Source organism: Psychrobacter sp. KCTC 72983, assembly GCF_014280455.1.
Lineage (GTDB): Bacteria > Pseudomonadota > Gammaproteobacteria > Pseudomonadales > Moraxellaceae > Psychrobacter > Psychrobacter pacificensis.
In genome coordinates this window covers 2,265,519-2,279,783 of record NZ_CP060390.1, presented here as the reverse complement: position 1 = coordinate 2,279,783, position 14,265 = coordinate 2,265,519, and the positions used below count along the sequence as shown (strand labels likewise).

Here is a 14,265-nt window from a genome sequence, read left to right as displayed (position 1 = left end):
AGACCACCTTTCACTAGCATGGTCTATTGCTTATACACGCCTAGCCTTATTGGTAAAAATCGACCATGCCTTCAAGGCTAATTGGACGAATTTTATGCGCTTGACCAGCAGAACCAAACGCTTCAAAACGATTGGTGCAGATGTCTGACATCGCGACCATAGACGCTTTGAAGTATTTACGTGGATCGAATTCGCTTGGATTATTTGCCAAGAACTCACGGATAGCGCCTGTTGATGCTAGACGCAAATCGGTATCGATATTTACTTTACGCACACCATGCTTGATCGCTTCTACGATCTGCTCGACAGGCACACCATACGTTTCGCCAATATCACCACCGTTTTCATTGATGATTTTTAGCCATTCTTGCGGCACTGATGAAGAGCCATGCATGACAAGATGCGTGTTAGGAATACGGGCATGAATCTCTTTTACACGCTCAATCGACAAAATATCGCCTGTCGGTGGACGCGTGAATTTGTAAGCACCGTGACTCGTACCGATAGCAATCGCTAGCGCGTCAACATTGGTGTCTTTTACAAATTGCTCAGCTTCATCAGCACTGGTCAAAAGCTGCTCGTGATCTAATACGCCTTCTGCGCCAGAGCCATCTTCTTCGCCTGCCATACCGGTCTCAAGGCTACCTAGACAACCGATTTCGCCTTCTACAGAGACACCGCACGCATGTGCCATTTTGACCACTTCACGAGTGACGCTGGCATTGTAATCATAATCCATTGGCGTTTTGCCATCTTCACCAAGTGAGCCGTCCATCATAACTGATGAGAAACCAAGCTGAATCGAGCGCTGGCAGATAGCTGGCGACATGCCGTGATCTTGATGCATAACCACTGGAATATGTGGCCATTCTTCGATAGCAGCAATAATCAAATGACGCAAAAATGCCGACCCTGCATAGTTACGTGCGCCCGCACTGGCTTGAACAATAACAGGTGAATCACAAGCATCCGCAGCCATCATGATTGCACGCATTTGCTCTAAGTTATTGACGTTAAAGGCAGGAACACCGTAGTTGTGTTCAGCGGCATGATCTAGAAGTTGACGTAAGGATATTAGGGCCATAAGACGCTCTCTGATTGGATTTTGAATAGTATTTTAAATGCAGCTTTGTAACAATCATTCCGCTATCTGCTCGACCATACTGACTATATATATATCAGTCAAAGTCTGACTCATTTGGGATATGATTATCACGCGGTGATTATAGCAAAAATTGTGCTGCCTTCGTAGCAGTTGCCTGACTATTTGTCAGTCTAATCAGTCTCTTTCTCTCATTGATGTCTACGACAACTGAACCATTTTATCTATCATACTCATAGCACAGAACGCAAAAAGCCTTGGCAATCACCAAGGCTTTTCTAGTATTTCGAGGCTTATAGAGCAATGACTATGATAATGGATGACTGATAATAGTATGCAAAAAGTCAGTCATTTAATTGCTTAGTTATGGCGTAGCTTAGTACTGTTGTTCTGCATCAACTGCAACATCGTTAACACCATCAGCAACAGCATTGGCACCATCGGCAACTGCTTCAGCAGTATTTTCAACTGCTGTATTAGTACCTTCAGCGATAGCATCACCAGTGTTCTCTAGAGCGTCTGTTGCAGCTGCACCAGCAGTGTCTGCACTTTCAGCAACTTCAGCACCAGCGTTTTGAGCAGCAGCTTCAGCTTCAGCAGCAGCAGCGTCTACTTCGGCAGCAGCAGCATCAGCGTTTGCAGCAGCATCATCGCCAGCTGACTCAACAGCAGCTTCAGTGTTCTCTTCTGTTTGTTGGCTACATGCAGTAACTGCAAAAGTACCAGCAAGTATGCTAGCAAGTAACAAATGACGTTTTAACATAATAAACCTCTCGTAAATAATGCATGTCAAGATACATGGTCGCGCTATTTTATAGAGTGCGAATGAGACATGCAATAATAATTTTCAGTGTAGAAACAAATAATTACTGCTTAATAATCAATGACTATAAATTTTAGCTATACCGATATAAATAAGCCAAATGAAAGTCAAAATATTATTTTCACAGACTACCTTAGATGTTTACTGTTAGTTGTACGTCTAGTGTTACGAAAATACTGAGTAACGTTAATTAATTAAGCATTAATTTGTAATGCAGCAACTGCTGGAAGCACTTTACCTTCTACAAATTCTAAAAATGCACCGCCGCCCGTTGACATATAACTGACGCCATCAGCGACTTGATATTTATCAATAGCCGCCAAGGTATCACCGCCACCCGCAATTGAAAAACCGTCGCTGTCTCTGACAGCTGTTGCTAGTATTTGTGTCCCTTGACCAAAAGCATCAACTTCAAAAACACCGACTGGACCATTCCACAAGATGGTTTTTGCATTGATAATAGCATCGGCAAGTTCCTTCGCGCTTTCTGGCGCGATATCCAATATCATGTCGTTATCACCAATAGCATCAACAGACTTGATTGTCGCAACTGCCTTTTGCAATGAACCAGTAAAGTCAGCAAAATCGATGTCGTCTTTATCAGCAACAACCACATACTCAGGTAGTAGTATCTCAGTCTTGGTCATGATATCGCGCGCAGTATCGATCAAATCTGCTTCGTATAGCGACGCGCCCACACTATGCCCTTGCGCCGCTAAGAAAGTATTGGCAATACCGCCACCAACGATAATCTGTGTACAGACTTCAGCTAAGCTATGTAGCACTTCTAACTTGGTAGACACTTTTGAGCCGCCAACGATGGCAAGCATAGGCTGAGCTGGTGTTTCAAGCGCCAGGCTCAAGGCATCAAGCTCAGCTGCCAACAAAGGCCCTGCACAAACAGTTTTTTCTGCTTGACGCATCGCTTGCGTCACGCCTTCTGTTGATGCTTGCGCACGGTGCGCGGTACCAAAGGCATCCATAACAAAGACATCACATAAATCTGCGTATTTTTTTGCTAACGTCGCATCGTTTTTCTTTTCACCATCGTTAAAGCGCACATTCTCTAGTAATACGACTTCGCCAGGTTTTACAGCAGCGCCTTGAGTCAGGTAATCATTATTCAGGCGCACTGGTGACGCTAATTGCGAGCCCAATTTGTCTGTCAAATAATCAGCAACTGGTGCCAATGAATAAATAGACTCAGGATTGCCTTCTGTTGGGCGTCCCAGATGTGAACAAACTATAACAGCAGCACCCTTCTCTAGCGCCATCTCAATAGTAGGTAGACTTGCTTGTAAGCGAGCATCACTGGTGACTTTACCGTCTTTAATAGGGACATTTAAATCTTCTCGAATCAATACCACTTTGTCGGTTAAGTTCAGCTCGCTCATACGCAAAAAATTCATTACCTGCTCCTATGCATCAATATATCTATTAATTTACGATTACTATCATGATTGATATGACTGATAATTTTTTCACTATCATTTACTATATCTGCTCTAACAATGAGCCTCATTAGACTGCACACTTGTATCTTTCTCTGTCTTTATCACTGAGCATTCATACTAATTATCACACCAAGTTACTGGAACCGATAAGTGAGTAGAAATCAGTGGCGGTGTATTCTATCAGTTTTCTATGAGATGCTCACAAGCAAACTTTCACGATTTTTAAAAACATGAAAATATTGAGTGAGTAATTTTACTCCAGCATTGATAGGAAACGGTTGTAACTGCTAGCTTTGAACTCATTCAATAAACAGTAACATTTCGTGGTGGTACTCAGCAGTCAGGCTCTTTATGATAGAAGCGTTGACAATAACAATAACTTTTTAGGAGAACACAATGAGTATCGACTTAGACACTGCAAAGCAAAATCTATTAAAACTAAAAGATGAGTACGAGTCTCGCATTGACAAAATCGAAGATCATATCCAAAACCCACAAGATGATCTCAATGAGCACTGGGAAGATCAGGCTATATCCTATCGTCAAAATGATATGCGCAAAAATTTAATGAGCGAGGCGCGTCAGAGCCTAATCTATGTCGAAAATGCCTTAAGTCGTATCGAAAATGGTACTTATGGCGAGTGCGAGGTTTGCGGTAAACCGATTGAAGAGCAACGTTTAGAAGCGCTGCCCTACGCTACTTTGTGTATGGAACATGCTGAATAGCTAATAAATTTCATCTAGAACACATTTTATACAGCAGGTGTTTTCCATTTAGAAAGTGCCTGCTGCCATTGATAGCAACGCTCGGCGATTTTTTCTACAGGCAAATCCATAATATCGCCTACTAGTGCCACAAGCGCAATTGGTATGCCTGCCAGCTCTGAAATATTTTCTACAGTTAATCCGCCTATCACACATATAGGTATGTCTTGTTGACAGCCTTCAATCAACTTTTGACGCGAGATAATATCAGCATTCGGTTTTGTGGTAGAGGTAAATATGGCACCCATCGCAGCGTAGCTTGCACCATCATCCTTTGCCTCTTTGACTAATTCAATATTCCCATGGCAAGTTCGACCAATTATTTGAGTCGATTCAAGAGACTGCAAAGCATCACCAATTTTGCCATCTCCTTGCCCAAGGTGTACACCAATACCAAGCTTGGCTGCTATTGCAATATCATCATTCATAACGACTGGAACGTCATGTGCTTTGGCCAGCTTAACAATCTGTTTGGCTTCTTCATAAAGCGTTATGTGACCATCTGGCAGACTAAGTGTTTGCTTGCGCCGAATCTGCAACAATGCGATTAGCCCTGTCGACAAGGCAGCATCTAACTTTTGATACAACAATTCAAATTCATCATCATTGGTCAGCAAATATAGCTTGGGTATCGCAGATGAGGTTGATGACTGGTTCATAGGGCAGATCCTTAATCTTAAACTCAACACAATAAAAAGGCTGTTATATGATATAACAGCCTTTTTTACATATTTAAAACAGCGCGTCTATACGGTACGACGTGTCGCCAAGCTGTTTAGAATGTTTTTAGCATCGCCCCAACGTGTTGCTGAGCTGTTTGCCCCTAGGATGACGATAATTGCAGGGCGATTATTGACTCGCGTTTCCATCACAACACAGCGCCCAGCTTCGTTAATAAAACCTGTTTTTGAGATACCGATTGGGTAATCACCTGCACGAACCAAGCTACTAGTGTTGTTGGCTTTATAAGTGCGATTACCACTTGAGTAGTTTGAAACAAAGAAGTCATAGCTCTTGGTGGTAGAGAAGCGACGAATCACATCGTAGTTGCCAGCAGCACGAACCATTTTTACCAAATCATTCGATGAAGCAACGTTACGCTTATCAAGACCCGTTGGATCACCGAAAAACGCAGTAGTCATACCTAGATCTTGTGCTTTTCTGTTCATCGCACGGATAAAGGCATTGTAGCCGCCTGGATAGTTACGTGCCAAGCTCTTTGCGGCTGGGTTTTCAGACTTCATCAAAGCCATCAATAGCATCTCGGCACGGTTTAAACGATCGCCTGATTTTAAGCGTGAGCTGGCGCGCTTAGGCCCTACAAAGTCTTCTGGGTCAAGCGTGATTTCTTCACGCATATCAAGACCTGCATCTAACACAACCATGGCTGTCATTATTTTAGTAATACTGGCCATAGGACGCGCGATGTCAGCGTCTTTTTCGTAGATAGATTCGCCCGTTTCAGCATCAATCACCGCGACACTGCGCGAGTCTGTACTGATTGGGATCATATCACTGCTACCAAATGCGCCGCGATAAGTCGTATTGTATCGAGCGGTATTGTTACTGCTAGCAAAACTGCTGCTGTTTGTGATATTGGTCGTACCATAGCCGTTGTCGACTTTTTTGATAGCAGAGCCATTAGACTTGTACATGATGTTACGCGCTTCAGACAAGCTATCAGCACCGCCCCAACTCAAGCGTGCACTAGAAGCTGTCTCAGTGCTACCATTAATCGTAAGTGCGGCTTGTGCAACACTGCCCAAACTCAATGAAATCATAGCAGCGATCAATTGCTGTTTGGTTAATGGTAGTTGCTTCATTATGCCTCCTGCTGTCGCTATCACGCCAGTTACATACTGCCTGACGTCAAGAACGTACGTAGCGTTTATAGATGTGTTTGTAAGTACTCACATAGAGCTTTTGTATTTTTAGTGTATCATGGTTTACATTTAAGTTTAATCTATCAAACTGATTTAACGGTTTTTTTTAGCTTCATTCAAACTTTGATACAACTGATTTATATTTTAGAAACACTGATTAACAATACAGCAATATAACTTAACTTAGAATGTTATGATTCTTTGTACTTTATTATATTAAATGAAGATATTGATACAGCATATTAGCCGTATCCTATGTATTTAAAATAAAAAACTGTATTTAGAATCAAAAAACGGCTTATGTTAACTTTGTTTTTTGTGTTATTTAATCCTTGTAAAAACATTCATTCTGACAAACGATAAAGAGTATGGTTATGATTAAAGTGTTGGTGGTCGATGATCATGATTTAGTACGGATGGGTATTAGCCGTATGTTGTCAGACAGCCCCGATATCGAAGTAGTGGGCGAAGCAGATAGCGGTGATATGGCAATCAAGCAGGCCAAGCAGTTACGTCCTGACGTGGTCTTGCTAGATGTCAACATGCCAAATATTGGTGGTCTTGAAGCGACCAAACGCTTGATTCAGCTCGATATGGGTATCAAGATTTTAGCTGTTAGTAGTATGTCTGCACAGCCCTATCCCTCAATGCTCATCAAAGCTGGTGTCAATGGTTATATCACAAAAGGTACGCCACTTGATGAGATGATACGCGCTGTCAAAAAAATCTATCAAGGTGGTCGCTATTTTAGCCAAGACGTTGCTGAACAATTGGCGGACGTCTTATTGTCTGATAATGCCAGCTCGCCTTTTGATTTGTTAAGTGATAGAGAAAAGCAAGTGGCTATGATGGTGGTCAATTGCCAAAGCCCGCAGCAGATTGCTGACCAATTATTTGTCAGCGTCAAAACCATCAATACGTATCGCTATCGTATTTATGAAAAAGTTGGCGTTGATAGTGATGTAAAATTAACGCATCTGGCCATTCGTCATGGTTTGATTCAACCATAAGTTGCTTAGTATCTCCTTTGTCATCATGGTCAATTTATGAAACCTGCTACCACCATCATTTCTGCCATCAGTCGCTATTTACACCACGATGATACACTTCCTTTGCCGCAGCTGCGCAGACTAGGCATTATTTATAGCAGTTATCGTTTTGTCGTCAGTATATTTTCTATGCTGATGGTATATATATCTGCACGCGCCGGTGATAGCGCCTCTCTCCCCAGTTTTTTACAGCAAACAGCCCTGAGCTTTTATGTGATGCTGAGCTTGATTTTGCTCGGGCTGTTTTACGTTGTCACAAAGCAGATGCGCCGACAGTTAGCGTTTGGGCTCGTATTAGACGTTATTATATTAAGCTTATTGCTGTATACAGCAGGTGAGCCGGACTTACAACTGACCATGCTCTATATGGTTGTTGTCGCCGCTAGCTTTATGCTATTGCATGGTTCACAAGCGCTAGTTATCACTTTGTTGGCTATTATTTTTGTTATCTATCAGCAGTTTTTTTATGCCATTGCCAATAGTATGAATTTGGCCAATTTGGGTGATGCTTTGCTGATGTCAGCAAGCTTCTTGGCAGTAGGGGGTTTGAGTTGGTCTATCTCACAACGTTTGGTACAGCTTGAGAAAGTTGCACAAAGTCATGCCAAAGAGGTTGAACGACTCAATGTCATCAATCAAGAAGTCATTACACAAATGGTCAATGGTGTGATTGTCATCGATAAACAGAATATCGTCCTTGCAAATCTAGCAGCCCACCAACTGCTCAGTATCACACAAGATTCATCATTGTCTGCATCTAGCACTTCAACCGATATAAAAGAAGTGAGAGGCGATACGCCTCATGCCATTCTATCTAACTTTAAACAACAACTTAGCAAACAGCATTCTCAGCTACTCCAAGCTTGCTTGTCAGTGGCAACAGGACAATCGCGTACGTTTACGTACGATGTGCCTGAGGTGGCAAACGCTTCGATATTTGGTAAGCTACGCGTACAAATCATCCCGCTAAAAGATGATAGCAAATTAATCCTATTGGAAGACTTACGCCGTGAGCAGGCCAGCGCCCAACAATTAAAACTGGCGTCGTTAGGACAACTCACTGCCAGTATTGCTCATGAAATTAGAAATCCTCTAGCCGCCATCTCACAAGCCAGCCAACTACTGATGGAAGACTTGACCGAAATTGAGGCAAATGCATCAAATGTCAACATGACGGGCAATCATGAGCTCTATGAAATGATATTTTCGCAAACCAAACGCGTCAACCGTATTATTGAAGATATTTTAAAACTGTCTCGCCAGCAAGCGGCCTCTCAGCAAGCCATTGTTTTGGCTGAGTGGATGCCAGTATTTTTGGATAATTATTTTCAAGGGCACGACATTTTTCTGCATGTAAAAACCCAACCAACCATATCATTTGATCCTCACCAGTTAGAACAAATTTTGATTAATTTGATCAACAATGGCTTGCGTTATAGCAGCTATAGCCATCCTCACGCTTACGTAGAAATCGAGATTTACTGTGCAGACAGCGATGTTATAATTGACATATTAGATGATGGTGATGGTATTAAGACTGAGGATTTAAAACATTTGTTTAATCCATTTTTTACAACAGACAAAGCTGGCACAGGCTTGGGACTATATTTATCGCAAGCCTTTTGTGAAGCCAATCAGGCACGTTTGCTCTATATTCCTGAACATGAAAAAACGTGTTTTCGTTTTATTTCGCCTGCTATTGACTCTGAAAATATCTTTCAAGCCGTGGAAGAAAATCTTTATTAATCCCAGTCATAAATCAAAATACTACTTAATCACAAATTTTTGAACATTACATATTGGTAGCTAATAGCCACCATACATGATTGATTTACAATTTTTTTTGTAAAAGAAGTTTACCCCTATTTAGACCTAGCTATTAATACTTTGCAGCCATTGAATTTGACGAGATAATGTATGACAACAAGCGCGCTAGTCGTTGATGACGAAGTGGATCTATGCCGATTGATGCAAATCACTTTGACTAAAATGGGCATCAAAAGTGATGTAGCCTATACTTTGGCGCAAGCAAGATCATACTGGCAAGACAATACTTATGATTTTTGCCTCACTGACTTGAAACTACCTGACGGCTCAGGGTTGGAGCTGGTCAAAGAATTCAGCAACAGCTCGAATACACCGATAGCCGTCATTACTGCTCATGGAAGTATGGATCTGGCCATTGAAGCACTGAAGCTTGGTGCTTTTGATTTTGTCAATAAACCACTTGAGCTACCAAGATTACGTCAATTGGTAGAAAACGCTCTAAAGGTTATTCATCAGGATAATGGGGCACAAGCCACGCCTGAATCCTCACCTGAGCAAAAGATGCTGGACGCTAGGCTAATCGGTGATTCTGCGGTCATGCACCCTCTTAAAAACACCATATTAAAATTGGCACGCTCACAAGCGCCTGTTTTTTTATCTGGTGCGTCTGGTACAGGTAAAGAGGTCGTCGCTAGACTGATTCATGATTTAAGTCCGCGACGAGATGGCAGCTTTGTACCAGTGAACTGCGGTGCAATACCTTCTGAGCTGATGGAGTCAGAGTTTTTTGGTCATAAAAAAGGCAGTTTTACAGGAGCTGTGGCTGACAAGCAGGGATTGTTTCAGCAAGCCAATGGCGGTACTTTATTTTTAGATGAGGTGGCAGACTTACCATTAGCGATGCAGGTGAAGCTGTTGCGTGCTATTCAAGAAAAGACTGTGAGGGCCATTGGTGACACCAAAGAAGTACCAGTAGACATCCGCATTTTATCCGCTACTCATAAAGATTTGAGCCGCTTGGTACAGGATGGCGCATTTCGACAAGATTTGTATTATCGTATCAATGTGATTGAGCTTAAGCTACCGACATTAAATGATCGACGTGATGACATCCCTGTATTAGCAGAGCATTTTTTAGCCATGATTTCTGCTGAGTGGCAGCTAGAGATACCCCCATCTCTCACGCGTGAAGCCAGCGAACGTTTGCAGCGTCATGACTTTGCCGGTAACGTTCGTGAACTACGTAATTTACTTGAGCGTGCAGTGACGTTGGCGGAAACTTCGGACATTGATATCAGTCATTTAGGCCTACCTGATGTTGATCACGACCTTAAAGATACGCAAGCTCACAGCAATGCGCAACAATCTAACCATTACGCAAATGAGCAAAACCAATCTCAACCAACTACCCAAACAATGTCTAAAGCAATAGAAAACCGTGAACAGACTCTTCAATCTGACAGTGAGATAACGGCTGTAAAGCACAAGCAAGAAACAACCAACTTGCACCCTTATCGTACTAATACCCAACACTACCCTTCAATGATACAGCGCTCAGTGCCCAATAATACAGAACCATCAACCAGCTCAAGTGATACGAATGAGAAAGTACCCATCCATCGTCCTATTCAACCAAAAGAGAATGAGACTACAAGCCTGCAAGAACCGCTTGATGGTCAATTGCCAGCCCAAGGGTTGGAGCATTATCTACAGGAACAAGAAAAGCAATTAATCATCACAGCCCTCAAACAAACTGGCTGGAACAAAACCCAAGCAGCAGAACTACTTGGGACGACTTTTCGCTCATTACGTTATCGTATGAAAAAGCTAGAAATTGCAGAAGATCAATCTGAGTAAGTCTTCTATCGGGCCATTAGATATTTATTTCAGAGATTCAATGGCTGCCTGACGGTATATTGTTAAATCTATCAACAATATACTAATTTGCAGTAGTCTTTCGAATGAAGCGGATGCCAGAATCGAGCGCGCGGGGTTTTAATAAATCCAGTGCCTGCTGCTCCCATGAGCTCTCACTTCCTGACAAAGTAATGTCAGGCTCAACGCCGATGACATCGATCTGCCTGCCTGATGCTGTCATATAGTTAGCTACTGTCAACTTGACTGCTTGCTCGTCATTGAGTGGTATGACTGACTGTACTGAGCCTTTACCATAGCTTACTTCACCGATGATAGTAGCGCGTTTTTGTGCCTGTAAACTACTGGCCAAAACCTCTGCCGCTGATGCCGAGTAGCGATTTTGTAGAACAACCATAGGTAGAGGCTTAAGTATCGCATCCCCTTGGGTGGTTAGTACGCGCGATTTGTCTTGACGTGCTTGTACTTGTACCACATCGGTATCATTCATAAATAAACTGGCAACGCTCACCGCCGATGTAAGAACACCGCCCGGATTGTCACGCAAATCAAGTAAAATACCTGAGATAGGTGCATCTAAATTAATCAAACCTTCCAACAGCTTTTCACGGCTATTGTTCTGGAATGCAGGTAGTTTAACAATCGCAATGCCATCGACGAGTTTTGTCTCGACAATTTGAGGGTGACTGTTATTCCGCTGTAAGGTCGTTGTATGCTTACGGCGACCCGCTTTAGAAGTGATGATATCTACTTGGGTACCAGCAATCCCTGTTAATAGCTGCTCAACGTCATTACTTTGCCGATTTTCGTCAAGTTTGAATTCACCAACTTGGTGTAAATAATCGCCCACTGCGATGCCTTTTTTATCTGCAGGCGAATCATCAATAACTTTTGTGATGATCCAATAGCCTACCTCTGGCTCATAAGTAACTTGGATACCGATATCACCTACGTCCCCTTCGGTAAAAGCACGTAGGTTTTCATAGGCCTCCGCATCCAAAAACTCAGCATGGCTATCGAGCTTAGTTAACATACCGCTCATTGCATTATTAAATAACTCCTCATCATTGACCGCGTCAACATACTGACGGCGCACTAAATCAACAACAGCAACAAAGGTCTTTAATGTCTCAGGAGAAATTGCATTCAATGATACTTGCGCAACCTCTGATGGAATACTAGTATCGATATTATCATCATCGTCCATTACCGCACTTTCGTCTGGCATACTGTCTATTGAGTCATCTGATTCGTCGGCAGCATTCAGCATCTCAGTATCATCTTCAGCCACTATATCATCGGCATTCAAACTGATAAGCTGTAGGCTTGATGTCGGACTAGCATCACCGAATGAGGTCACTGCTGCTTGCGCGTCCATACTGACAACACACAATCCAAGCAAACCTATTGCTAGACTGGGCTTAAAGCCTATAAACTTGAAGTATACGGGTTTGGACATAATGGTCGCTAGCGACGACTTCATCACTCGTTGGTCTAATTGTTTAGACAAAGATGCGCACACAAAAGAGATAGGATGCATAAAAAACTCATTTAAATAATAGAATGTATAAAGTTATTGTTATGTATTACCGTATAAGTTAACACCAAAGGCCTCTCTCAAACTAGGGCAGTTTTGCAAATCATCAAGCAAAATCCATCATAAAAAAAGGGAAAGGTAATAGCTACCCCTCCCTTTTCTAGTTTATATCATTCATCTAACAAGCCATGTCTTTACAGATTATCCGATGTACGGATAATCTGAGACAACTGGCTTAAGATGCTGAAACCAATAAACTCTCACCAGTCATTTCGGTGGGTGCATCAACATTCATTAGTGCCAAAATAGTCGGTGCTACATCACTGAGCTTACCGCCACGACGTACCTGTAGTTTTTGTGCGCCTACGTAAATCAGCGGTACATGCTCTGTCGTATGCTGAGTATGTACTTGACCACTTTCGTAGTCTTGCATTTGCTCACAGTTACCGTGGTCAGCCGTAATAAGCATGTCACCGCCAGCAGCTTTTACTGCCGACTCGACACGGCCCACACAGACATCCAACGCTTCTACGGCTTGTACCGCAGCATCGAAAACCCCTGTATGACCTACCATATCTCCATTGGCATAATTGACAACGAGCACATCATATTGGCCAGATTCAATCGCTTCTACTAACTTATCCGTGACTTCAGGCGCGCTCATCTCAGGCTTTAAGTCATAAGTTGCTACATCTGGAGAGGGTACCAAAATACGCGTCTCGCCTTCATACTCTTCTTCACGGCCACCGCTAAAGAAAAACGTCACATGCGCATATTTCTCAGTTTCCGCGATACGTAGCTGTGTTTTACCTTGATCCTGCAAGTACTCTCCCAAGGTATTGGCCAAAGACGTTGGATAGTAAGCAATGCTGGTTTTTGCATTGTCCGCCAAAACGTCTGAGTACTTGGTCAACATCACAAAGGCAGCAAGTTTTGGCTGCTTTTGACGGGCAAATCCTGAAAACTCATGATCAGGTAAAACAAAGGCTTGAGCAAGCTCGCGAGCACGGTCGGCACGGAAGTTCATAAATATCAGCGCATCATTGTCTTCGACAGTATATGGCACTTCATCACGTCCAATCACAGTCGTCGGGCTGATAAATTCGTCAGTCTCACGTGCCTTATAAGCCGCTTGGACAGCGCCATCTGCTCTTGTTGATAAGCGATCTGCCTTACCTTCAGTGATCAGCTCATAAGCTTTTTGTACACGATCCCAGCGGTTATCGCGATCCATTGCATAGTAGCGACCAATAATGCTGGCAATCTGTACACGTCCGCCTTCATAATGAGCATTCAATTTATCGATATAATCACGCAAACGATTGATATATTTATCCGCAGATTTAGGCGGGGTATCACGGCCGTCTAAGAAGCAATGGATAAAGACGTTTTTGGCACCATGAACCAACGCTGAATGGCACATACCCTCGATATGGTCTTGATGTGAGTGAACACCGCCATCAGAGAGCAGACCCATAATATGTACGTTGCCGCCAAGCTCATTGGCCGCTTTTACTGCGTCAACCAATGCCTCATTTTTATAAAATTCACGATTGGCAAGTTCACTTGAGATGCGAGTCGAGTCTTGATAAAGAACACGGCCAGCACCCAAGTTCATGTGGCCAACTTCTGAGTTACCAAACTGACCATCTGGCAGGCCCACATCCTCTCCAGAAGCAGAAATCAGTCCATGAGGGTATTTTTGGTAAATTCTATCTAGATTTGGCATATTTGCCGCAGCAATGGCGTTATCTTTATCTTCTTCACGATAACCAAAGCCGTCTAATATCATTAAGACATGCGGCGTTTTTTTATTCTGTGCGCCGTCTTCTTGCTTACTGCTGAGCTGCTGCGCCTGATTGTCGCCAATAGATTCTGATGCTTGCTGGGTACTGGTCATATATTACCGCTCCTCGAGTGAATGAACGCCTTCAATGCTATGTTAGGGTATGGAAAGCCCTATATATTAACACATATCTTAAAATAGCTGAAAAACTGACAATTTTTCAC

The 14,265-nt window shown here is 42.8% G+C and carries 11 protein-coding genes; 4 read left to right on the top strand and 7 right to left on the bottom strand.

What is annotated here, in order from left to right; all coding sequences use genetic code 11:
* Positions 1-46: 46 nt before the first annotated feature.
* The 3 genes from fba to PSBA01_RS09775 form a co-directional block, all read right to left on the bottom strand.
* Complete coding sequence (gene fba / locus PSBA01_RS09785; RefSeq protein ID WP_186474155.1) at positions 47-1,084, bottom strand: class II fructose-bisphosphate aldolase; 1,038 nt, start codon at positions 1,082-1,084, stop codon at positions 47-49.
* A gap of 394 nt (positions 1,085-1,478) precedes the next feature.
* A complete protein-coding gene (locus PSBA01_RS09780) occupies positions 1,479-1,865 on the bottom strand; it encodes a hypothetical protein (RefSeq protein WP_186474154.1) in 387 nt (128 codons plus the stop codon).
* Positions 1,866-2,119: 254 nt separating this feature from the next.
* Positions 2,120-3,334 carry a phosphoglycerate kinase gene (locus PSBA01_RS09775; protein WP_058025901.1) on the bottom strand — a complete coding sequence of 405 codons (1,215 nt, stop codon included), beginning with the start codon at positions 3,332-3,334 and terminating at the stop codon, positions 2,120-2,122.
* A 441-nt stretch (positions 3,335-3,775) separates the two neighbouring features.
* Here PSBA01_RS09775 and PSBA01_RS09770 point away from each other — a divergent pair, with 441 nt between their 5' ends.
* Positions 3,776-4,105: a TraR/DksA family transcriptional regulator gene (locus PSBA01_RS09770; protein ID WP_186474153.1), complete on the top strand. Its 330-nt coding sequence runs from the start codon at positions 3,776-3,778 to the stop codon at positions 4,103-4,105.
* A gap of 26 nt (positions 4,106-4,131) precedes the next feature.
* Here PSBA01_RS09770 and PSBA01_RS09765 read toward each other — a convergent pair whose 3' ends face one another.
* Complete coding sequence (locus PSBA01_RS09765) at positions 4,132-4,803, bottom strand: thiamine phosphate synthase (RefSeq protein ID WP_186474152.1); 672 nt, start codon at positions 4,801-4,803, stop codon at positions 4,132-4,134.
* Between the two features lie 87 nt (positions 4,804-4,890).
* Positions 4,891-5,967 carry a serine hydrolase gene (locus PSBA01_RS09760; RefSeq protein WP_186474150.1) on the bottom strand — a complete coding sequence of 359 codons (1,077 nt, stop codon included), beginning with the start codon at positions 5,965-5,967 and terminating at the stop codon, positions 4,891-4,893.
* Between the two features lie 434 nt (positions 5,968-6,401).
* Between PSBA01_RS09760 and PSBA01_RS09755 the strand changes: the two genes are divergently transcribed.
* The 3 genes from PSBA01_RS09755 (at position 6,402) to PSBA01_RS09745 (ending at position 10,700) form a co-directional block, all read left to right on the top strand.
* Positions 6,402-7,037, top strand: a complete 636-nt coding sequence (locus PSBA01_RS09755) for a response regulator (RefSeq protein ID WP_058025905.1) — start codon at positions 6,402-6,404, stop codon at positions 7,035-7,037.
* 36 nt (positions 7,038-7,073) lie between these two features.
* Positions 7,074-8,822: a sensor histidine kinase gene (locus tag PSBA01_RS09750; protein ID WP_186474148.1), complete on the top strand. Its 1,749-nt coding sequence runs from the start codon at positions 7,074-7,076 to the stop codon at positions 8,820-8,822.
* 171 nt (positions 8,823-8,993) lie between these two features.
* Entirely contained in the window at positions 8,994-10,700 is a 1,707-nt protein-coding gene (locus PSBA01_RS09745) for a sigma-54-dependent transcriptional regulator (RefSeq protein WP_186474146.1), read from the top strand.
* Between the two features lie 82 nt (positions 10,701-10,782).
* Here PSBA01_RS09745 and PSBA01_RS09740 read toward each other — a convergent pair whose 3' ends face one another.
* Together PSBA01_RS09740 and gpmI are read right to left on the bottom strand one after the other, a co-directional pair.
* The gene (locus PSBA01_RS09740; protein WP_228724556.1) at positions 10,783-12,177 is read right to left on the bottom strand and encodes a S41 family peptidase; all 1,395 of its coding nucleotides are present in this window, start codon (positions 12,175-12,177) and stop codon (positions 10,783-10,785) included.
* Positions 12,178-12,490: 313 nt separating this feature from the next.
* Positions 12,491-14,155, bottom strand: a complete 1,665-nt coding sequence (gene gpmI / locus PSBA01_RS09735; protein ID WP_186474143.1) for a 2,3-bisphosphoglycerate-independent phosphoglycerate mutase — start codon at positions 14,153-14,155, stop codon at positions 12,491-12,493.
* Positions 14,156-14,265 lie beyond the last annotated feature (110 nt).